Source organism: Sinorhizobium sp. NG07B (genome assembly GCF_002532005.1).
Taxonomy (GTDB): Bacteria; Pseudomonadota; Alphaproteobacteria; order Rhizobiales; family Rhizobiaceae; genus Sinorhizobium; species Sinorhizobium fredii_C.
In genome coordinates this window covers 1,982,012-2,001,554 of record NZ_NWTD01000001.1, presented here as the reverse complement: position 1 = coordinate 2,001,554, position 19,543 = coordinate 1,982,012, and the positions used below count along the sequence as shown (strand labels likewise).

The window sequence follows — 19,543 nt, the reverse complement described above, 5'->3', positions numbered from 1 at the left end:
GCAGAAGTCTCAGGCATGGCGTTGCCGTTCCGTTGAGAAAGGAGGCGTTCGGCAGATCGCAGACGCGTCGCGATTATGCTGAGAAGAAGACCGATTCTCGTCTTTGTCCAGCGTCGATCGTCGCTTCGCAGGCGCGAGTGAGGGCGATCTATTGCGTGTCGGCGAGCAAGGCATCGCGTGCTTCGGAGAAGAACTGCCTGCGCGTCAGCACGAAAATCACGAGGCACGTCAGTACGATGAAGACATAGGGACTGATGAACCAGCCGAGATAGCCGATCGATAGGAAGATCGCCCTCAACCCGGCATTGAAATGCTTGCCGGCGAGGATGTTCATTCTTATGGCGCGCTCGGCCGCCTGTTCTGCTATTCGACGGTCGCGCGACATATCGGCCGTCATCGGGATACCGCCCATCAGGATGGAGCAGTAGTTGAACAGCCGGTAGGACCAGCCGAACTTGAAGAAGGAGTAACCGAAGAGGCACGTCAGGCCGCCGACCTTCAGTTCGAACCCGGCCCGGCCGCCGCGAAAAATCTGCGGCAGGTCGTTGAAGATCATCTGCACCTGCTCGGTCGCCCCGAGCAGCGCAAAGCAGCCGCCGAGCGCGAAAATGGTCGTCGAGGCAAAGAAGGCGGTGCCGGCCTGCAGGCCTGCGATGATCTGCGTGTCGATCATCTTCAGGTCGCGATTGAGAGAATTGCGGATCCACCGCGCCCTGTTTTCGTTCATCAGGCGGGTCAGGCTGACGCGCTTGAAATTGCGTCTTCCATCGGTCGCCCAATTGAAGCTGCCCCATAGCAGGATGAAGATTGAAAGCGCGATGTAATCTTCGATTGTCATGCAGGTCTTTTGGCATGACCGTTCGAAAATGCAAGATCGCTGCGGCGCACTCAGCGGGCTCGGCGATGTCGCACGGGCAAAATCCGATGTCGGTCGGTCGCCTGACCGATTGGCATAGGATCGCTTAGGCTTTCGCCCTATATATAAGGACGATCGGGCCGCTTTCGGAAAGATTCGAGACGGTATCGATCCAATCATTACAGGGTTTTGGCCCGCACAGGCGGGGTGCTCTGTCAGGCGCTGGGGCAGGCAATTTCATGTTTCTTTCCGTCTTCGACGTTTTCAAGATCGGTATCGGTCCCTCGAGTTCGCATACGATGGGACCCATGTCGGCCGCGAACCGCTTCCTCGATCTTATCCTGTCGGACGAATGGCCGCGGCCGTCGCATGCTGCCGTCGCCGCCATCAAGGTCAGCCTGCATGGTTCGCTAGCCCATACGGGCATCGGGCACGGGACGGGGAGGGCGGTGATCCTGGGGCTGATGGGCGAGCGGCCCGATCTGGTCGACCCCGACCGGATGGATGCCATTATCGACGAGGTGGATCGGACGGGCCGCATCACTCCGCCCGGCCATCCTGCCTATCTGTTTCAGCCGAAGACCGACTTGGTTTTCGATAAGAAAGTGCCGCTGCCGGGCCACGCCAACGGCATGGCATTCACCGCCTTCGACCGTGACGGCCGGCTGCTGCTGAAGCGGATCTATTATTCGATCGGCGGCGGTTTCGTGGTCACCGACACGGAGCTCGAAGCGATGCGGGCGACCAAGAACAAGCCAACCGGCACCAAAATCCCCTATCCCTTCGCGACTGCCCAGCAGATGCTCGATATGGCGGCGCGCTCCGGACTGACGATTGCCCAGATGAAACGGGCGAACGAGGAATGTTCGATGTCGCGGGACGAACTCGATGCCGGCCTCGACCGCGTCTGGTCGGCGATGAGCGCCTGCATCGATCGCGGCCTCAGCCAGGAAGGGATCATGCCGGGTGGCCTGAAGGTCCGCCGGCGGGCCCGGGCAATTCACGACAAGTTGCAGGAGGAATGGCGCTCCAACAAGACCAACCCGCTGCTCGCCAATGATTGGCTGAGCGTCTATGCGATGGCCGTCAACGAGGAGAATGCCGCCGGCGGTCGGGTGGTCACCTCGCCGACGAATGGTGCGGCCGGCGTCGTGCCGGCGACCATCCGCTATTACCTGCATTTCCATGAGGATGCGGACCAGGCGGGCATTCGCGACTACCTGCTCACGGCGGCCGCGGTCGGCGGCATCATCAAGCACAACGCCTCGATCTCCGGTGCCGAGGTCGGCTGTCAGGGCGAGGTCGGGTCGGCTTCTGCCATGGCGGCGGCGGGACTGGCGGCCGTGATGGGCGGCACGCCGGAGCAGGTCGAGAATGCGGCCGAGATTGCCCTGGAGCACCATCTCGGCATGACCTGCGACCCGGTTGCCGGCCTCGTTCAAGTGCCGTGTATCGAGCGCAATGCGCTCGGCGCGGTGAAGGCGGTGACCGCCGCGTCGCTGGCGCTCAAGGGCGACGGCAAGCATTTCGTGCCGCTCGACGCCTGCATAGAGACGATGCGGCAGACCGGCGTCGATATGAACGACAAGTACAAGGAAACCTCAACCGGCGGTCTTGCGGTCAACGTCGTCGAGTGCTGAGGCCGAAGCGTCTTTTGTGGACGAAACGGCTCAATCCGCTTGACCACGAGCCGCGGACGGGTGTTCAAGCATTGCCATGGCTTTGCATCTCATAAAGCTCTGCGTCGGCGCAGAATCCGTCGAAGACTTGCGCGAGTGGGTCGCCCGCAAGGCTCTCGCGGCCGTCGCCGCGGGGCAGGAGCCGCACTCCTTCCATACGACCCGGATGGTGCCGAAGCGCACAGAGGACCTTCTCGCCGGAGGTTCGCTCTACTGGGTGATCAAGGGATATGTACAGGCACGCCAGCCGCTGATCGGCATCGAGACCTTCACCGACGGCGAGGGCGTTGGCCGCTGCAATCTTCTCCTCGGGGCGCAAGTGATCGAAACCGAGCTTCAGCCGCGCCGCGCTTTCCAAGGCTGGCGTTATCTGGAGCAGAAGGAGGCCCCGCGCGATCTGGCGTCGCTTTCCTCGGACGGCGGCGAAATGCCGCTCGAATTGCGCCGTGAACTGGCGGAACTCGGCCTCTTGTAACAGGCGGCCCGCAATCAAAGCGCTGTCTAAGTGTCAGCCGATCCGGATTCGCAAGGGATGCCGGCGACCGGCTGCGGTGACGTGCAGGTGTATTCCCGCACGCGGCTGGGTCGAGCGCCAGGCGCGGGCGCCATGCGTCAGCAGCATGGCCACCAGATCACGCGTTTTCCCTTTGGAGCGGTTGAGACCGGCATCGGCTATGCGCATGGCCGCCTCGTGCAGCGGATGCAGACCGGTGCGCGAGGGCTTTCCCTTACTTCCCGGTATCGCAGTGATGCCGGGGACATTCTCGTTCACTGCCATGACAAACCTCGTTACGCTAAACAATTTCCGAGGAGATCGGCCGGAAAAACATCCGGCCGTGTCTGTCACTGCTGGCTGGCCCAGCAGGCGAAGCCCTTCTTCTTCAAGATCTTGCAGGCGTTGATTGCCTTGTTCTGGTCATCGAAACCACCGAAGCGTGCCCGGTAGACCTGTGCCGAACCGTCGCCGAATGCGACGGTGAACGGTGTTGCATCCCGCAGCACCTTGCCGCCTTTTTCCTTGGCATTGCCAAGGAGGGTCATGGCTTGTGCCTTGTCGGCCGTGGCACCGATCTGAATGACCCAGCCCTGCGGCTGGATGTCGGCTTGCATCCTTGCCTCTGCGCCGGCCGAAGCCTCTGCCTTGGCGACCGAATTGGTGATCTGCGTATCGACGTCGGCGGAGACGGCTGCCTGGCGGGTGAGCTTCGCGCTTTGGCCGTCGAGCGTGTTCGGCGCAACCTTGGCCGCGAAGACCGGATTGTCGGAAGCGGGCTTCTCGGCTGCATAGGCCATTTCGACGCTGCCGGCGCTTTCGCCGTCGTAACGGAAATCCGGTACCGGACCGGTGTTCGGCAGGTCCGAAGCGGCGGCGACCGATGCAGCTGCCGCGACGGCTTGCACTTCGGCCTCGGCGACGGCCGTTTCCGTAACGCTCTCGACCGGTGCGGCCGGCGCTTCGGCGATCAGGTTGCCGTTGCCGCGGCGGGAGGCGGCCGGCATGTACTTGGCGACCAGCTTGCGCATCTGCGCGTCGCGAGAGCCGCCGGAGGTTCCGCCCATGACCACGGCGACGATACTGCGGCCATCGACTTGGGCGGAAGTTACCAGGTTGAAACCGGAAGCGCGCGTATAGCCGGTCTTGATGCCGTCGACGCCCCGCACATTGCCGAGGAGGCGGTTGTGGTTGCCGATGGTCTGCTTGCCAAAGCGGAAGCTGCGGGTCGAAAAGTAATCGTAATATTGCGGGAAATGCTGGCGCAGGGCGAGACCGAGCCGGGCCTGATCGCGCGCCGTGGTCTTCTGTTCCGCGTTCGGCAGACCGTTGGCGTTGCGATAGGTCGTACGCGTCATGCCGAGGGCGCGCGCCTTGTTCGTCATCATGCGGGCGAAGCGCTGTTCCGATCCGCCGAGGAGCTCGCCAAGAGCCGTCGCCGCGTCGTTGGCCGATCGGGTGACCAGCGAAAGGATCGCCTGTTCGACAGTGATCGATTTGCCGGCGCGGACGCCGAGTTTCGAGGGCGGCTCCGCCGAGGCCTTCTTGGAGAAGGGCACCGGAGTGGATTTGCTGATCCGGCCGGCCTCGAGCGCCTCGAAGGTCAGGTACAGCGTCATCATCTTGGTGAGCGAGGCCGGATAGCGCAGCTGATCCGCATCCTCGCCATAGAGCACCTTGCCGGTCTTCGCGTCGACGACGATGCCGGCATATTTCGGATTGGCGAATGCCGGCGCCGAGAGGGCCAAACTGGCGACGACGCCAGCGAGGACGAGCCGTCCTACCACTTTTGCGAAGCCGCCGAGCGGACGTTTGGCGAGATCAAAAAAAACGGATCGAGACACTGCGTTGCTCTTCATTCTTATGTCATGGGTGTCGTCCGGACGACGTCTCCGGATACGACCGTTCCCGAGACAGTATCGGGATAGCGTTACCAATCGGTTTATGATGAATGATTGGTTTCCGGGGCAGGTTGTCTTGTTCGGCTATGGCACCGCTGGCCGCATTGGCGAGCAGGCTGCCTCGACCACGACTCTTTGACAAATTCACGGCACGAGTCGGTCTCGGATGAAACTTTCCATCGAAGCATCGATTGCCTGCCATTCCGGCAGCAACTTTGCGGAGAAACGGTAGAGAATGCTGAGATCCTTGCCCGCATGAAAGTCGCGCTGGCAATCGGCGCTCGTCGAGGTCGCGGGGTTTTGCGGCAGGAGGCAGCGCAGGACAAAGGGCGGGCGTCCAGTTCGAGTGGCGGTGAAAAAGGCCTCGCCGGCATAGCTGGAACTCGGCTTGGCGTCGTATCTGGTGAGGCCCGCCGGGGCGGGCTGAGCGGTCTCCTCCAGGACGTGCCTATAGATCGGCTCGAACCGCCCCGACATATCGCGTGACATGGTGCTTTGTGCGATCTGCAGGAAGATCAGCCTTTCCGGCCGGTCGACATCGTTGAACACCTGACGGGTCTCGTCGCTGTAGCCCTCGAGCGCCGGCCAGGTGAGATAGAGGTCGACCCGCTCGACGATTCCTGTTGCCCGTTGGCTGTCGAAGCGGATGACATTTGCCGGCAGACGCAGATGATCCTGTCCGATGAAGATATCGAAGCTTTCGCGGCTGGAGGTATGTCCGGCGCGCGCCAGCTTCTCGCCGAGCCACGGCGTCGACACGGAAATGGCCAGCACGAGCGCCGCCAGAAGCCCGACGGCCGCGGTGACCTTGTAGGCGAGGCGTGGCGAAAGAAGCGGGGCAAGTTCCGGTTGGGGACTCAAGGGCTTGTTCACGAGAGGCGCCGTCCGTGGCGATGGCGTGGCCGTTTGGAGATGCACGCCCTCCATCCTTCGTCTTGCCGACTCCGGCGGTGGTCGCTTCCTGACGCTCGCGCAGCATGGTTAATTTTCGATGAAGCGCGTGCTGCGTCTCGCGCAATGAAAGAGGGCCGGGGGGCTTGGTCTAGACGGGGACGCTGACCCAAGCCCGTGTCGCATTCATGATGGCGGCCGATTGCGGCCGGACTACTCGGTACGGATCGTGCCCACGGCAACCGCGCGGCCATCCTGCAGTTTCACCCACCGTCCGGCATTCTCCAAGGATTGGCGCTTCAGGAAGGTGTATTCGGTCTCGGACCACAGCAGGACCTTGCTGCGCATGTTGTCGAGGATGAAATCGCCTCGATCGGTACGCACCGTGAGCACAGCATGGCCGTCGCCGTTCGGCTGCAGCACGACCGTGATCAAGAGATCGGCGGGAGAAAAGCCGCTTTCGATCAGCTTGCGGCGCTTCAGGAGCACGTAGTCCTCGCAATCGCCGACGACATCCGGATAGGACCACTTCTCTTCCACGCCATTGATCTCCATGTCGGTCAGCGGGGTGATCGCTTGGTTCACTTCGTAATTGACCTCGAGGATTTTCTTCCACCCTTCGCGCGTCAACACGGCCGGGCCGCGGTCGGGACCTGTCGGCGAACATTCGGAGGAATGGCTCTTGCAGAACTCGTAGTGGCCCACGGGCGGGTTGGTCGAGCCACCCACGCTCATGTTTGCCGGAAGGGCAAGGGCAGGGCCTGCCAGAAAGCCTGTTATCAGCGCCGCAGCGGCGAACGTCTTGGCGATTATCTTGTGCATGTTTGTCTCCCCGTTGTGGTTCGACAATGGCACAAGGCTTTTTATCGCCGGCGAATATCCGAGGTAAAAACAAGTACAAATAAGAATAGTATAAGAATAAAACTAGAATAGAATTCGAGTTGAATAAGAATAAAATACTGCTAAATTTTTATCGAGTTTTTCCCCGAGTAAACCCTGGGCACTTGGCATGTGGTTGAAAAACCGGGGCTTTTGATCCTTGAGGCGGCTTGGCGGAGAGGTGCGGCCGGTGCGCACCATTCAGCCATCCGCGCGAGGGGATAGGCGAGATGATAGCTATAGAGTTAATCAGCGGCAGACTTGTCGTAACTGACAATTAACCAAAGAATATTTCCGCCTCAGCTTAGGTGCGTCAGTGGCAATTTCTAAAGGATCGAAGCGGAGGTCCACGGGCGAGCGCCCATGGCAGCAACCGGTGGCGGAGTACGCAGGCAAGGCGAGACCTTGGCTCGGCGCTGAGCAGCTTCGGGATGTCGGCGAAGTCTAGCGCTTTGGCGCGCTGTGTCTTGGCCTTACGGCGCCGTGCGTCCCTTCAGGACGCGCAAAGGAAGCTGGAAATCTTTGAAGCTACGCATCGTGCTTTCCGAAAATCGGGTCCGATTTTCGGGCCGATACGCTAGAGGAATTCGGTCAGCGCCTCGCGCGCCTGGATCCCGGAAAACTCGATCGCCACGCCCTCCTGGAAATGGCGCACGATCCTGCCCTTCATGCCGTGGCCGAGCTTGACCGCCGTTCCTATGGCGGGGCGGACGTCGATGTCGACCGCCGCACCCGAGAGCGAAAGGTCGATGATGCGGCAGGCATATTTCTCACCAGTGTCGACGGTGAGCTCGGTGACCGTCTTGCGCGGCGCAAGCCGGTCGTGGCGCCGATCCTCCGGCAGTCCCAGTTCGTGCTTGTTGGCAATCCAGGTGAGCTGCGCGGCGAGCTTCTCGCGCTTGCGCTCGGTGGCGTTCAACTGGATGACGAAGGCATCCTCGCCGAGTCTCGATACGGTGCCTTCGAGGCGGCCGACGTGATCGATATAGGCGATGATGCGCTCGCCGGTGCGCGGCCGCGCCGCGGTCGTGAAAAGCACGTCCCCCGGCGACATGTCGACCGCGGTGCATTCATATTCGTCACGATTGGCAAGCATCAGCCGCCCCGCAAGATTTACCGAAACACGCTGAAAGGCGTTCTCCTGGTGTGGCCTCGGGCCGCTATTTTGGGCGTGCTGAAACGAGAACATGGTCACTCTGCGATCGACATATGCTTGCACGCGGAAGTATAGGCGTGGCCGGTTAATAGAAGGTTCGCCGCAGGGTTGGTTTCATGCCTCGTCAGTCACGCCTGCCGCCGTCAAGGATGCGCAAATGCGACACCTTGCGATTGTTGCGTCCGATCCATCCTGCAACGTTTGATTTTGTCGTCGCCGGTTGCCGATAGGCGTGATCGAGCGGCAGGTTTGGGGAAGCATCGGGAAGGCTGAGGCCGGTTGAGACAAGATGCGTGAGCGGCGTCATGTGCAGCCAGACCGGGCGGGCGAGGGGAGAGAGCGCGCCGAGCAGACGGTCGTTCGTGCCGTCGGACGATGCGAGGGGCGCAAGCAGCAGTTCAACGTCGAGTTCGTCACCGGCCCCCGTGGCGCCGCGGGCATAGAGCAGCATGGGCGTCATTTGCGTCATCACCTCTTCGGCAATACGGGCGGTTCCGTCCGCTTCCGAGTCGAGCCAGAGGTCGCCGAATTGCCCGTCGCGCAATTCTCGGCCGAACAGGGCGCAGACTCCAGTCCCCGCAAGACGAAAGCGAACGTCACGGCTTGCCTGCCTTTGAAGAATGAAAAGATCGGGCAGCAGCGAACGGATATGCGCCGGATCGATTTCGTCCCGGCGCGGAAGGTCGCGATTGCCGCGGACTGCATTCCAATACTGGAACAGCTCCATTGTCGTTCTGCTGTGCATAGGGGCGATACACTCCCTGACTAGATGGCCCTGAATGGGTGGGCGGCTGTACCGGAGTGATACAGGTGGCCGCCTCTCGCTCGGTTCTGAAATGGACGGAGCGATTTCCGTGCCACGCCGAAATTAAGGTTAACGGTCGGTTTCCCTTGCTGGCGAGGCTGCCGGCTGGCATTTCCTCCCCATCACTTCACGAAGGGTTGCCTTCGGCACATCGACTGGAGCACCGGAATTTGGGCTCGACGGCCGTTCAGTTTTTACTGGACGGCCTTTTTTTGTTTGCTTATCCCTTCGCGTGTCGTCGGTACTGCCGGACGACGGAGACACGGCCGTCATAGGCGCGTGAGCAGGAAGAGAGTGATGGAACAGGATCAGCCGGCGACACCGGTCGATGGCGAAAGCACGGTAAGCCGCAGCCGGGAACCCGCCTTCAATCTTCCGCAGGGCCTGAACTTCGTTCTCCTGTTCCTCGTGGCGATCCACGCGATCCGAACCTATGTTCTGCCGGAGACGCTGGACCAGGAAGTCATTCTCAACTTTGCTTTTCTGCCGGCGCGCTACACGATCCCGCTCGGCGAGCAGGGTCTCGTCTGGCTGTGGTCTCCCGTTACCTATTCCTTTCTCCACGGCAGTTGGGAGCATCTGATTTTCAATGTCTTCTGGATGGTTGCGTTCGGCGCGCCGGTGGTGCGGCGCATCGGCGTCGCGCGGCTCGCCCTCTTCTGGTGTCTCTCGGCTGCAGCGGCCGTCGCCCTGCACGTCGTCTTCCATTGGGGCGAGATGGCGGTGGTTGTCGGTGCCTCAGGCGTTGTCTCCGGTTTCATGGGAGCGGCGGCGCGCTTCGTCTTTTCGCCGAGCGGCCGCATCAGCCGCCAATTCGCCCATCTCAACCGCCGGCTTTCGCTCACGGAAACGCTGGGAAACCGGTCAGTATTGGTGTTCACCGGGATATGGTTCCTGACCAACTTCCTGATCGGGCTCGGCCTCTTCTCCATGGGAGGCGCGGGAAGCGTCGCCTGGGAGGCGCATATCGGCGGCTTTCTCTTCGGCTTCCTTCTGTTCGGCCTGTTCGATCCGCGCAATTGAGTCGATGGAGTGCCGCATCCTCCATCGCAGCACGATGAAGGATTGTTTCATATTCAGGACCATCGTTATGCTCTTCGCCCGGAAGAGAGTGAAGGACGTCGCGCGAAGGCTTGATTTCATTGGAGCCCTGACGCACCATTCACCACGGTCGCCGATCACCTAACGTTAGGCGGCCGCTGAAATGACCGGGTGGGTGCGGTTCGTGTGGTGGCACGAGCGCCTTACCGGGTCGGGTTCCTGCGGCCGACTGTCCGTAAAGCATCCCCACTCGGGATGCGTGCGTAGCAGCTGATACGGCGAGAACCTCTTCCCGCGAGCCCGGTATTTGTCGCAACGGGAGATGTGTGCATGTCAGTCAAAGCAATTCTCAATGAAAAGGGCCGCAGCGTCGTAACCGTGACGCCTCAGGTGACGGTGCAGCAGGCGGCGACATTGCTCCATGACAATCATATCGGTGCCGTGGTCATCGTCGATGTCGATGATCATATCGTCGGCATTCTCACCGAACGCGACGTCGTCGCCTCCATTGCCAAATATGGTGCCGGCTGTCTCGACAAACCGGTCTCCTCGGTCATGTGGCAGAACGTCTATTGCTGCGGCGAGGAAATGACGGTGCAGAGCCTGATGGAGATGATGAGCAAATTCCGCGCGCGCCATCTCCCGGTCGAAAGCGAGGGCCGCCTGGCGGGTATCATATCGATCGGCGACGTGGTGAAATACCATATTCGCGCCATCGAGCGGGAGACCGAAGAAATCAAGGCATACATCGCCGGCTAGAGGCGAGAGGGTCACCTCCTTCGCGCGTCCTTAAGGGCGCGCGAAACAGGCTGCGGGAGCGTCTCAAAGCACTGACGGGTTTTGGATGCGCCTGGTTATCAGCTATCGGGTAAGCGCTTCCTGCATTCGCTTGATCTCGGCAAGCTTGGCTTTCGCCTCCAGGTAGCCGCGTTCGATCGCTTCGCCGGCGCGGTGAAACTCCGACAGTCCGATATCGTTGAGCTTGGGATGGAGCGCCAGATCCGGCGGGTCACCGGCCAGGCGTGCGCGCGATATGCGGTCCTGGATGATGTTGAAGGCCTGAACCATGACGCTCGTCATGCCGAGACGCGCCGAATAGGCACTGCCCGGCTTGGCGGGAGCGTCGGGGGCTTCCATGCCGGCGTTGTGCTTGACGACGGCGGAACGGCCGTAGAGATCGTAGTTGAGGTTGACGGCGACGACGAGTTGCTGCTCGTAGGCGCGGCAAACGGAGACGGGAACGGGATTGACGAGGGCGCCGTCGATGAGGGTGCGTCCATTCGCATGGATCGGTTCAAAAATCCCCGGCAGCGCATATGAAGCGCGTATCGAGGTGATCAGCGATCCCTTTTCCAGCCACACCTCGTGACCGCTGTGGACTTCCGTGGCGACTGCGATGAAGGGACGGTCGAGATCCTCGATGCTGATGTTCTCGAGGTGCTCCTGCATGCGTTTGGTGAGCCGCAGGCCACCGAACAGGCCACCGCCGCCGATGGCGAAATCGAGCAGGCTGGCGATGCGGCGGACGGTGAGGGAACGGGCGAAGTCTTCGAGCTCGTCAAGCTTGCCGGAGAGATAGCAGCCACCGACAAGCGCGCCGATCGACGTGCCCGCGATCATGCCGACCTCGACTCCCTCTTCGTCGAGCGCTCTCAAGACGCCGATATGGGCCCAGCCGCGCGCCGCGCCGCCGCCAAGTGCTATGGCGATCTTCGGCTTCGCCGGGAGTGGGACGGGTTCAGAAGGTGTGGTCGTCAGCGATGTGCCATTGGGGCCGGACAGGTCGGCTATTTGAGTATTGCGCGTGAACGTCCAGTTCAACATCCGGCACCTCCAACACCGCCGAACCGATTAATCTGAAGCGCGCGTCTTGTAGGAGACCCCTGCCAAGCCGGCGTGGTGTCGGCCTTGTCACATTCATGGCTGAAAGACTGGCACCAGAATTGAAATTTAGCACCGAACCTGTCGCCAATGCGGCTGGCCCAGTAAACATTGGATACAATCTGCAACACAGCTCGGAACGCCGCAGTTACCGCAGGAACCGATTGTATGATAAATGATTAAGCGCCCGTTTAGTTTCTAAAGTATGAATATAACATGGGGGTGCCCCAGGAAAATCCAGATGATTTCAGCCAGGCGCTATTTTTCGGCGTAGACAAGCTTCGGATCAAAGTATCTGCGTTCATCCGAAATGGTTACTTTCGGCTCACCGCCCTCGACCCCAACCGTGCGGTAGAAGCAGGAGCGGCGTCCCGTGTGACAGGTGGCATCATGGCCTGCAACGGTAACCTTCAGCCAGACGGCGTCCTGATCGCAATCGGTCCTGATTTCCTGGACGGCCTGCACGTTGCCGGAACTCTCGCCCTTCTTCCACAGGCTGTTGCGCGAGCGGCTGAAATAGTGGGCAATACCGGTTTCGATCGTCAGTGCCAGTGCCTCGGCATTCATATGCGCGACCATCAGCAATTCGCCGTCGCGGGCGTCGGTCACTACAGCGGTGACCAGGCCCTTCTCGTCGAAGCGGGGCGTGAAGGCCGAGCCAATCTCAAGCTCGGCCTTGTCGTTCGAGGGAGCAGCAAAAGTCAGCGTCATCGCGAAAGCGCCTTGCTGGAGCTTACTTGAAGCCCCTCAACATGGTCATGAAGCGGGCCTGCTCGGCCGGCTCCGTCTTGAAGGCACCGGTAAAGGTGGTCGTCAGCGTCGTCGCGCCCTGCTTCTTGATGCCGCGCATCGCCATGCACAGATGCTCCGCCTCGATCAGCACGGCGACGCCGCGCGGAGCGAGCGTCTCGTCGATCGCTTTGGCGATTTGCGCCGTCATCGACTCCTGCGTCTGCAGGCGGCGCGCATAGATGTCGACGACACGGGCGATCTTCGACAAGCCGAGGACGCGGCCGCTTGGCAGATAGGCGACATGTGCCTTGCCGATGATCGGCACCATGTGGTGTTCGCAATGCGAATAGAACGGAATGTCCTTCTCAAGCACGATATCGTCGTAGCCCGAAACCTCCTCGAAGGTGCGTCCAAGCACGTCTTCGGCAACCAGGTCGTAGCCGCCAAAGATTTCCCGATAGGATTTGACGACACGCGCGGGCGTGTCCTTCAGGCCCTCCCGGGTCGGGTCTTCGCCGGCCCAGCGCAGCAGTACGCGAACGGCTTCCTCGGCTTCTTTCTGCGTCGGACGACCACTGGTGTCATCGAGCACGGGGAAATTCTTTACTATGGCGTCCATATGGCCTCTTGATGCGCGAGCGGAATCGCTGACGTTTTATCTTTCGGACAACTCGCCATTGGCCATTCGCCTAACCCTGCAGGCTTGGGTTCCGTTGGCGGGCTCCGGGGCTTTCGGGTCCTGGCTTAGCAGTGCACTGGACCGTCCGGCACGGTTTCCCAAACAACAGGCGACACTTATCCTCTTGCGGAACTGTCGCCCCAACACGACATAGCATATAGTATGGCGCCACATGGATGAAAGAGGCCCAGGCGAGCGCGCCGTGCTTTTTTCCCCTGTACCGGAGAAAATCATGCGCCGATCACTCAAAACCGCGAAAAAACAGCCGGATCGCGTCAAATGATGGATGACATTTACAACAGCAGGATTCTTGAATTTGCCGGCAACATTCCGAGGGTCGGCATGCTCGCCGATGCCGATGCGGAAGCTGCGGCGCATTCGAAGCTCTGCGGGTCGAAAGTCAGAATTTGGCTGAAGATGGATGGGGATGTCGTCACGGACTTCGCCCATGATGTGAAGGCCTGCGCCCTCGGCCAGGCCTCGTCCTCGATCATGGCCCGCCATGTCGTTGGCGCGCATGCGGCGGAAATCCGCCAGGCGCGCCAGGACATGCTGAGCATGCTGAAAGCGGACGGAGAGGGGCCTTGCGGCCGCTTCGAGGACATGCGCTTTCTGCTGCCCGTTCGCGACTACAAGGCGCGCCATGCCTCGACGATGCTGACCTTCGACGCGGTCGTCGATGCGATCGGCCAGATCGAGGCCAAGCGCCTCGCAACTGCAGTATGAACGATGTGCGGAAAGCCGCAGTCAGACCGCCTTCTTCGAGGTAGCCGAAGAGTCATCGCCGGCCGCGGCCGCAACTGGTCGGGGCCGTTTCGCAAGACTCCTGGCCGTCTCTTCGGCATGGCGGCCATCCGCACCTATCAGCTGACGCTGTCGAGCTTCATCGGCAATTCCTGCCGGCATCTGCCCACCTGTTCGGAATATGGCTATGAGGCGATCGCTCGGCACGGCCTCTGGGCCGGCGGATGGCTGGCGCTGTTCCGCGTTCTGCGCTGCGGTCCCGGCGGAACGCACGGCTTCGATCCGGTGCCGGAGCGGCTGGCGCCGCGCCAGCGCTGGTATGCGCCATGGCGCTTTTGGCAGCGCCGGCAAAAGGATGCGTGATCATCATGACGATCCCGATGGAATACCGGCAGGCGTCCGCCGATTTTGACCACTTCATCCTCGATGCGCGCGACACGGCCGGCCTGCAGACGACCAATCAGGCCTATACGATGGTGCAGGCGGTGCTTCAGGCCTTTCGACGCCGGCTCGACATTTCCGAGGCGCTGCTCTTCGCCAGCGTCCTGCCCCCGGTGCTGCGGGCGATCTTCGTTACGGATTGGGATCTCGAGGAGCCGACCGTGCCTTTCTCCGGTCGGCTCGCCATGACCCGTGAGGTGCAGGCTTTCCGCGGCGACCACAATGTCTCGCCGGCTTCGGCCATCGCGGACGTCGCCGCGGCCCTTCGGCGAAACGTTGACGAAGCAAAGCTCGATCGCGTGCTCGCGCGGTTGCCCCAGGGTGCCGTCGATTTCTGGCGGGCGTGATTCGGAGGGGAAATGACGCGTTACGTCGCGCTGCTCCACAGCATCGTACTGGGCGAGGGCCGGCGTGTCGTCATGAGCGATCTGAGGCAGATGGCCGAGCGGCTCGGCTATCGCTTGCCGCGCACCCTTGTCGCCACCGGCAATCTCATCTTCGAGGCGCCCGAGCAGCCGCTCGCAGAAATCGAATCGGCGCTCGAAAAGGCGTTCCTGGAGACGTTCGGCCGACATGTGGACATCATCGCGCGTTCGGCCGATGACTGGCTAAGCCTTGCCGCCGCCAATCCGTTCCTCTCGGCGGGCGAGGAGGATGCGGCGCGCGTCCATATTCGCGTCATGCGTTCTGCGCTTCGCCCGGAGGTGCTCGACGGACTTCGGAGCTATTGTACGAGAGGCGAACGTGTCGCCGTCGTCGGTGGCGATCTCTGGGCGGATTTCAGCGGCAAGGCGAGCGGGTCGAGACTGCTCGGCGCCTCGACGACGAAACGGCTCGGCATCGGCACGTGGCGCAACTGGAACACGGTCAAGGGTTTGCGCGTCATGCTTGCCGGTTGAGCGGCCGGCGCGCCTTTACTCGTCCGCCAAAAACCTTTATCAGGCCCGCGTCAATTCACCGGCCCCGCCGGCAACCATACCACCCGCATTCGTTGGCGGGACTGGATAGGAGATCACGATGTCGCATTCCGTTTCCCTTACATTCCCTGATGGTTCCGTCCGTGAGTTTGCCGCGGGCACGACCGGCCGTGACGTGGCCGAGTCGATCTCGAAGTCGCTCGCCAAGAAGGCTGTCGCCATCGCTCTCGACGGCGACCTGCGCGACCTTTCCGATCCGGTCGCCGACGGCAAGATCGAGATCGTCACGCGTGAAGACAAGCGGGCGCTGGAACTGATCCGCCACGACGCGGCCCATGTGATGGCCGAGGCCGTGCAGGAATTGTGGCCGGGAACGCAGGTGACGATCGGTCCCGTCATCGACAACGGCTTCTACTACGACTTCGCCAAGAACGAGCCCTTCACGCCCGATGACCTGCCGGTCATCGAGAAGAAGATGAAGGAGATCATCGCACGCAACAATCCCTTCACCAAGGAGGTCTGGTCGCGTGAGAAGGCAAAGGAGGTCTTCGCCGCCAAGGGCGAGAGCTACAAGGTCGAGCTCGTCGACGCGATCCCGGAAGGCCAGGATCTGAAGATCTACTACCAGGGCGACTGGTTCGACCTCTGCCGTGGCCCGCACATGGCCTCGACGGGCCAGATCGGCACGGCCTTCAAGCTGATGAAGGTGGCCGGCGCCTATTGGCGTGGCGACAGCAACAATCCGATGCTGACCCGCATTTACGGCACGGCCTGGCACACGCAGGAGGAACTGGATCAGTACCTGCACGTGCTCGCCGAAGCCGAGAAGCGCGACCATCGCCGCCTCGGCCGCGAGATGGACCTGTTCCATTTCCAGGAAGAAGGACCGGGCGTCGTCTTCTGGCATGGCAAGGGCTGGCGCATATTCCAGAGCCTCGTCGCCTATATGCGCCGCAGGCTCGAGATCGACTACCAGGAAGTCAACGCGCCCCAGGTTCTCGACAAGTCACTCTGGGAGACCTCCGGCCACTGGGGCTGGTATCGCGACAACATGTTCAAGGTGACGGTCGCCGGCGACGAGACGGACGACGATCGGGTCTTCGCGTTGAAGCCGATGAACTGCCCCGGCCATATCCAGATCTTCAAGCATGGTCTGAAGTCTTACCGCGAACTGCCTGTCCGCATGGCCGAATTCGGCGCCGTGCATCGCTACGAGCCGTCCGGCGCGCTGCACGGACTGATGCGTGTGCGCGGCTTCACGCAGGACGACGCGCACATCTTCTGCACCGACGAGCAGATGGCGGCCGAATGCCTGAAGATCAACGATCTGATCCTCTCGGTCTATGAAGACTTCGGCTTCGAGGAGATCGTCGTCAAGCTTTCGACGCGGCCGGACAAGCGCGTCGGCTCCGACGCGCTCTGGGACCGTGCCGAGGCGGTGATGACTGAGGTGCTGAAGACGATCGAGGCGCAATCCGGGGGCCGCATCAAGACCGGCATCCTGCCGGGCGAGGGCGCCTTTTATGGGCCGAAATTCGAATACACGCTGCGGGACGCGATCGGCCGCGAATGGCAGTGCGGAACGACTCAGGTCGACTTCAACCTGCCGGAGCGTTTCGGTGCCTTCTACATCGATAAGGATTCGGAGAAGCGCCAGCCGGTGATGATCCATCGCGCCATCTGCGGTTCGATGGAGCGGTTCCTCGGCATCCTGCTCGAAAACTATGCCGGCCATATGCCGCTGTGGATCTCGCCGCTGCAGGTGGTGGTCGCCACCATCACCTCGGACGCCGACGATTACGGCCGGGAAGTCGCGGCGCGGCTGCGCGAGGCCGGGCTTACCGTCGAAACCGACTTCCGCAACGAGAAGATCAATTACAAGGTACGCGAGCACTCGGTGACGAAGGTTCCGGTGATCGTCGTCTGCGGCAAGCGCGAGGCGGAGGAACGTTCGGTCAACATCCGTCGGCTCGGCTCCCAGGCGCAGACGGCAATGTCTCTGGACGAGGCGGTCGCTGCGCTCTCGAGCGAAGCCATGGCGCCCGACCTCAAGCGCAAGGCCGAACGGAGCGCCAGGGCTGCCTGAGCGCGGTTAGCTGTAGAGAGTGGCGGCGCGCGCCTGAAGGGGCGCGTGCCACCATCCGAATGCAGGTTTCGCGCGAGCAGCTGTTAACCATGGCTCTTAATCTCGCTTACATGATCGGACGCTAAAGAAGGAAGTGCAGCGCATTGCGCGGACATGAAGTCTCCTGCAGTCCGAAAGGGATGGCCCTTCAATTCTCATCCGCAGACTGCTTCATGTCGCTCAATTCCGCCGACCGGCGCATGCGCGCCCAGACATCCGCCATCGTCGCAGCAACAATCTGCTTTCTTGTGATCGCCCTGTTGCTGACAGGCCTCATGAGCTATGTCGTGGCGGAGATGACGCGCTCGGCAAACGAGATCGATGATGCCAGGGCCAATGGCGCCGCACAGACTGCACTTGCTGCTTTTTCTGCCCGCCTGAGCGCGACTGTCACGGACAATGCAGTCTGGGATCAAGCCTACGAGGCACTTGTTTCCGCGGACGCCAAAGACTGGGCCTATGACAATTGGGGATCCACGTCGGCGGACTACCCGCTTTACGATGGCGCCATTGTCGTCGGGCCCGACGGAAGCGCGGTTTCTGCCTACAAAAAGGGCGAGCCGTTCGAGCCGCGCGCCTATTTCGGCGAAGCATTCGACCGCCAGGTCCAAGCCGCCGGACATCCCGGTCAGCCCCCTTTGCCCAACTTCTTCGAGACCGAGGATGGCATCGCGCTGGTCGTGTCGCAGGCGATTCAACCGTATCAGGCGGCCGCCAAGCTCCCGAGGCTGAGTATCCTGACCTTTTATAAGCTGTTGACGCCCGATGTTATCGCCGCGATGGCGAGCGAACACGGGCTCGACGGGCTGAGCCTCGAAGATGCGCTCCAGCCGGGCCGCCTCAACATTCCGGTCAAAGATATGGACGGTATCGCAATAGCCGATCTCGCCTGGCCGAGCACGAATCCGGGAAGCGTTGCCTTCAACGAAGTTTACCCTTACGTGGCCTCGGCAGCCGCCATCCTGATCATATTTCTGGGAGGCGTTCTTCTCGCCGGTGCATCCGAGGCCCGGCGCCTGCACCGCTTGGCGGAAGCCGCGCGCTTCGACGCGAACCACGACAGCCTGAGCGGTCTGCTCAACAGGCACGGACTGCTGGATGTGCTGGAACGATCGGAGAGCCCGGCTTCGACGACTTCGCTTTACCTGGTCGATCTCGATGGTTTCAAGGCCGTCAACGACGCCTGGGGCCATGCGACCGGCGATGCGCTGATCCGCCTGGTCGCGAAGTCGCTGCCGGCCTGTCATCCGGAAATCGCCGCCGCGGCGAGACTGGGCGGCGACGAATTCGCCCTGGTGCAGGTCGGAACGGCGCCGCATGCCGAAATCGAGCGTGCGATCCTTTCGCTTCTCGTCGAGCCTTTCAAGATAGACGACCGCACCATCGAAGTGGGCGCGAGTATCGGGGCAGCGGCCCGAACCGAAGGACTGGCACCGCTGGAACTGCTGCGCCGCGCCGATGTGGCGCTCTACCGCGCCAAGGAAAACGGCAAAGGCCAGGCCGTCCAATACGTCGAGGAACTGGACCGAGAACGCCAGCGGGTTGCGGAACTCGAAGGGAAATTGAGGAGCGCCATAAGCAATGGCGCCATCGAGCCGGCCTTTCAGCCGCTTGTGTCCGCGGCGACGGGAGAGATCATCGGCGTGGAAGCACTGGCCCGCTGGCCGAGCGCGGCGGGAAACATCAGTCCCGAAATATTCATTCCTCTCGCCGAGCGGTCCGGTCTCATCGACGCTCTCGGCGTTCACATGCTGCGGACATCGCTTCGGCATGCGAAAAGCTGGCCCGACCTGGCGCTGTCGGTCAATGTCTCGCCAATCCAGCTATGCAACCCCGACTTCGCCGCACAGGTGATTGCCGTGCTCAAGGAGTTCGATTTCGATCCGGGCCGCCTTACCCTGGAAATAACCGAAGGTGTGTTGATGATGAACCCCGACCAGGCGCGCCGCTCGATCGATCAGCTGAAGGGCTTCGGCATAAAATTCGCCCTCGACGATTTCGGCTGCGGTTACGCGAGCATCGGTGCCTTGCGGCAGTTTGGCTTCGATCGCATGAAGATCGACCGCTCGCTCGTGTCTGGCGTGGAGAATGCGGCCAACGGCGTCGAAGTCCTTCGCGCAACGATCTCTCTGGCGACGGCGCTGGACATCCCCGTCACGGCAGAAGGGATTGAGAACGCCCGCCAAGCGGCGATACTTCGAGAAACTGGCTGTGATCAGCTGCAGGGATATCTCGTCGGCAAGCCCATGTCGGCCCGCGACATTTCCGACAAACTGCTGGGTGAGACCTCGGCGGCCTGAGCCTTCCCTATCGTGATTGCCTG

Annotated in this window: 20 protein-coding genes; 10 read left to right on the top strand and 10 right to left on the bottom strand. The window is 61.7% G+C overall.

Annotation, left to right across the window (positions count from 1 at the left end):
* Positions 1-148: 148 nt before the first annotated feature.
* Positions 149-838 (bottom strand): DUF599 domain-containing protein, encoded by a 690-nt coding sequence (locus tag CO664_RS09785; protein ID WP_037423223.1) that lies wholly within the window; start codon positions 836-838, stop codon positions 149-151.
* A 257-nt stretch (positions 839-1,095) separates the two neighbouring features.
* Between CO664_RS09785 and CO664_RS09780 the strand changes: the two genes are divergently transcribed.
* Complete coding sequence (locus tag CO664_RS09780) at positions 1,096-2,496, top strand: L-serine ammonia-lyase (protein ID WP_037423220.1); 1,401 nt, start codon at positions 1,096-1,098, stop codon at positions 2,494-2,496.
* Positions 2,497-2,572: 76 nt separating this feature from the next.
* Positions 2,573-3,010 (top strand): DUF1489 family protein, encoded by a 438-nt coding sequence (locus CO664_RS09775; RefSeq protein WP_037423217.1) that lies wholly within the window; start codon positions 2,573-2,575, stop codon positions 3,008-3,010.
* 33 nt (positions 3,011-3,043) lie between these two features.
* Here CO664_RS09775 and CO664_RS09770 read toward each other — a convergent pair whose 3' ends face one another.
* The 6 genes from CO664_RS09770 to CO664_RS09745 form a co-directional block, all read right to left on the bottom strand.
* Positions 3,044-3,313 (bottom strand): hypothetical protein, encoded by a 270-nt coding sequence (locus CO664_RS09770; protein WP_097538534.1) that lies wholly within the window; start codon positions 3,311-3,313, stop codon positions 3,044-3,046.
* A 65-nt stretch (positions 3,314-3,378) separates the two neighbouring features.
* The gene (locus tag CO664_RS09765; protein ID WP_176536543.1) at positions 3,379-4,893 is read right to left on the bottom strand and encodes a D-alanyl-D-alanine carboxypeptidase; all 1,515 of its coding nucleotides are present in this window, start codon (positions 4,891-4,893) and stop codon (positions 3,379-3,381) included.
* A 180-nt stretch (positions 4,894-5,073) separates the two neighbouring features.
* Positions 5,074-5,802, bottom strand: a complete 729-nt coding sequence (locus tag CO664_RS09760; RefSeq protein WP_097538635.1) for a hypothetical protein — start codon at positions 5,800-5,802, stop codon at positions 5,074-5,076.
* Positions 5,803-6,033: 231 nt separating this feature from the next.
* Positions 6,034-6,642 carry a transglutaminase-like cysteine peptidase gene (locus CO664_RS09755; RefSeq protein WP_097538533.1) on the bottom strand — a complete coding sequence of 203 codons (609 nt, stop codon included), beginning with the start codon at positions 6,640-6,642 and terminating at the stop codon, positions 6,034-6,036.
* Positions 6,643-7,276: 634 nt separating this feature from the next.
* On the bottom strand, positions 7,277-7,888 hold the full coding sequence (locus tag CO664_RS09750) for a PilZ domain-containing protein (RefSeq protein ID WP_097538532.1): 612 nt from the start codon (positions 7,886-7,888) through the stop codon (positions 7,277-7,279).
* Between the two features lie 91 nt (positions 7,889-7,979).
* The gene (locus CO664_RS09745) at positions 7,980-8,600 is read right to left on the bottom strand and encodes a PAS domain-containing protein (RefSeq protein ID WP_097526868.1); all 621 of its coding nucleotides are present in this window, start codon (positions 8,598-8,600) and stop codon (positions 7,980-7,982) included.
* Between the two features lie 357 nt (positions 8,601-8,957).
* On the opposite strand from CO664_RS09745, the gene CO664_RS09735 reads away from it, so the two are divergent.
* Together CO664_RS09735 and CO664_RS09730 are read left to right on the top strand one after the other, a co-directional pair.
* The gene (locus CO664_RS09735) at positions 8,958-9,683 is read left to right on the top strand and encodes a rhomboid family intramembrane serine protease (RefSeq protein ID WP_097538633.1); all 726 of its coding nucleotides are present in this window, start codon (positions 8,958-8,960) and stop codon (positions 9,681-9,683) included.
* Positions 9,684-10,031: 348 nt separating this feature from the next.
* Positions 10,032-10,460: a CBS domain-containing protein gene (locus tag CO664_RS09730; RefSeq protein WP_037423202.1), complete on the top strand. Its 429-nt coding sequence runs from the start codon at positions 10,032-10,034 to the stop codon at positions 10,458-10,460.
* Between the two features lie 102 nt (positions 10,461-10,562).
* Here the strand turns inward: CO664_RS09730 and CO664_RS09725 are convergent, their stop codons facing one another.
* The 3 genes from CO664_RS09725 to folE all read right to left on the bottom strand — a co-directional run bounded on the left by CO664_RS09725 (position 10,563) and on the right by folE (position 12,933).
* Entirely contained in the window at positions 10,563-11,525 is a 963-nt protein-coding gene (locus CO664_RS09725; RefSeq protein WP_037423199.1) for a patatin-like phospholipase family protein, read from the bottom strand.
* 315 nt (positions 11,526-11,840) lie between these two features.
* Complete coding sequence (gene hisI, locus CO664_RS09720) at positions 11,841-12,293, bottom strand: phosphoribosyl-AMP cyclohydrolase (protein ID WP_037383125.1); 453 nt, start codon at positions 12,291-12,293, stop codon at positions 11,841-11,843.
* A 22-nt stretch (positions 12,294-12,315) separates the two neighbouring features.
* Positions 12,316-12,933 carry a GTP cyclohydrolase I FolE gene (gene folE, locus CO664_RS09715; RefSeq protein WP_037423197.1) on the bottom strand — a complete coding sequence of 206 codons (618 nt, stop codon included), beginning with the start codon at positions 12,931-12,933 and terminating at the stop codon, positions 12,316-12,318.
* 342 nt (positions 12,934-13,275) lie between these two features.
* Here folE and CO664_RS09710 point away from each other — a divergent pair, with 342 nt between their 5' ends.
* From CO664_RS09710 to CO664_RS09685, 6 genes are all read left to right on the top strand, one after another.
* Positions 13,276-13,719: an iron-sulfur cluster assembly scaffold protein gene (locus tag CO664_RS09710; RefSeq protein ID WP_176536542.1), complete on the top strand. Its 444-nt coding sequence runs from the start codon at positions 13,276-13,278 to the stop codon at positions 13,717-13,719.
* Positions 13,720-13,722: 3 nt separating this feature from the next.
* Entirely contained in the window at positions 13,723-14,100 is a 378-nt protein-coding gene (gene yidD, locus CO664_RS09705) for a membrane protein insertion efficiency factor YidD (protein WP_097538531.1), read from the top strand.
* Positions 14,097-14,525 carry a DUF2267 domain-containing protein gene (locus CO664_RS09700; protein WP_176536541.1) on the top strand — a complete coding sequence of 143 codons (429 nt, stop codon included), beginning with the start codon at positions 14,097-14,099 and terminating at the stop codon, positions 14,523-14,525. Before yidD ends, CO664_RS09700 begins: the two co-directional genes overlap by 4 nt.
* Before the next feature lie 12 nt (positions 14,526-14,537).
* Positions 14,538-15,077, top strand: coding sequence for a DUF1697 domain-containing protein (locus tag CO664_RS09695; protein WP_097538530.1), 540 nt, complete (start codon positions 14,538-14,540; stop codon positions 15,075-15,077).
* 118 nt (positions 15,078-15,195) lie between these two features.
* Positions 15,196-17,181 (top strand): threonine--tRNA ligase, encoded by a 1,986-nt coding sequence (gene thrS / locus CO664_RS09690; RefSeq protein WP_097538529.1) that lies wholly within the window; start codon positions 15,196-15,198, stop codon positions 17,179-17,181.
* Between the two features lie 212 nt (positions 17,182-17,393).
* A complete protein-coding gene (locus CO664_RS09685) occupies positions 17,394-19,520 on the top strand; it encodes a bifunctional diguanylate cyclase/phosphodiesterase (protein ID WP_097538632.1) in 2,127 nt (708 codons plus the stop codon).
* Positions 19,521-19,543 lie beyond the last annotated feature (23 nt).

Excerpts from the sequence above, each read along its gene's own strand:
- CO664_RS09695 (WP_097538530.1), top strand. The coding sequence starts at position 14,538 with ATGACGCGTTACGTCGCGCTGCTCCACAGCATCGTACTGGGCGAGGGC.
- CO664_RS09785 (WP_037423223.1), bottom strand. The coding sequence starts at position 838 with ATGACAATCGAAGATTACATCGCGCTTTCAATCTTCATCCTGCTATGG.
- CO664_RS09755 (WP_097538533.1), bottom strand. The coding sequence starts at position 6,642 with ATGCACAAGATAATCGCCAAGACGTTCGCCGCTGCGGCGCTGATAACA.
- hisI (WP_037383125.1), bottom strand. The coding sequence starts at position 12,293 with ATGACGCTGACTTTTGCTGCTCCCTCGAACGACAAGGCCGAGCTTGAG.
- CO664_RS09745 (WP_097526868.1), bottom strand. The coding sequence starts at position 8,600 with ATGCACAGCAGAACGACAATGGAGCTGTTCCAGTATTGGAATGCAGTC.
- CO664_RS09775 (WP_037423217.1), top strand. The coding sequence starts at position 2,573 with ATGGCTTTGCATCTCATAAAGCTCTGCGTCGGCGCAGAATCCGTCGAA.
- yidD (WP_097538531.1), top strand. The coding sequence starts at position 13,723 with ATGTGCGGAAAGCCGCAGTCAGACCGCCTTCTTCGAGGTAGCCGAAGA.
- CO664_RS09685 (WP_097538632.1), top strand. The coding sequence starts at position 17,394 with ATGTCGCTCAATTCCGCCGACCGGCGCATGCGCGCCCAGACATCCGCC.
- CO664_RS09780 (WP_037423220.1), top strand. The coding sequence starts at position 1,096 with ATGTTTCTTTCCGTCTTCGACGTTTTCAAGATCGGTATCGGTCCCTCG.
- CO664_RS09725 (WP_037423199.1), bottom strand. The coding sequence starts at position 11,525 with ATGTTGAACTGGACGTTCACGCGCAATACTCAAATAGCCGACCTGTCC.
- CO664_RS09735 (WP_097538633.1), top strand. The coding sequence starts at position 8,958 with ATGGAACAGGATCAGCCGGCGACACCGGTCGATGGCGAAAGCACGGTA.
- CO664_RS09710 (WP_176536542.1), top strand. The coding sequence starts at position 13,276 with ATGGATGACATTTACAACAGCAGGATTCTTGAATTTGCCGGCAACATT.
- CO664_RS09750 (WP_097538532.1), bottom strand. The coding sequence starts at position 7,888 with ATGTTCTCGTTTCAGCACGCCCAAAATAGCGGCCCGAGGCCACACCAG.
- CO664_RS09770 (WP_097538534.1), bottom strand. The coding sequence starts at position 3,313 with ATGGCAGTGAACGAGAATGTCCCCGGCATCACTGCGATACCGGGAAGT.
- folE (WP_037423197.1), bottom strand. The coding sequence starts at position 12,933 with ATGGACGCCATAGTAAAGAATTTCCCCGTGCTCGATGACACCAGTGGT.
- CO664_RS09730 (WP_037423202.1), top strand. The coding sequence starts at position 10,032 with ATGTCAGTCAAAGCAATTCTCAATGAAAAGGGCCGCAGCGTCGTAACC.
- thrS (WP_097538529.1), top strand. The coding sequence starts at position 15,196 with ATGTCGCATTCCGTTTCCCTTACATTCCCTGATGGTTCCGTCCGTGAG.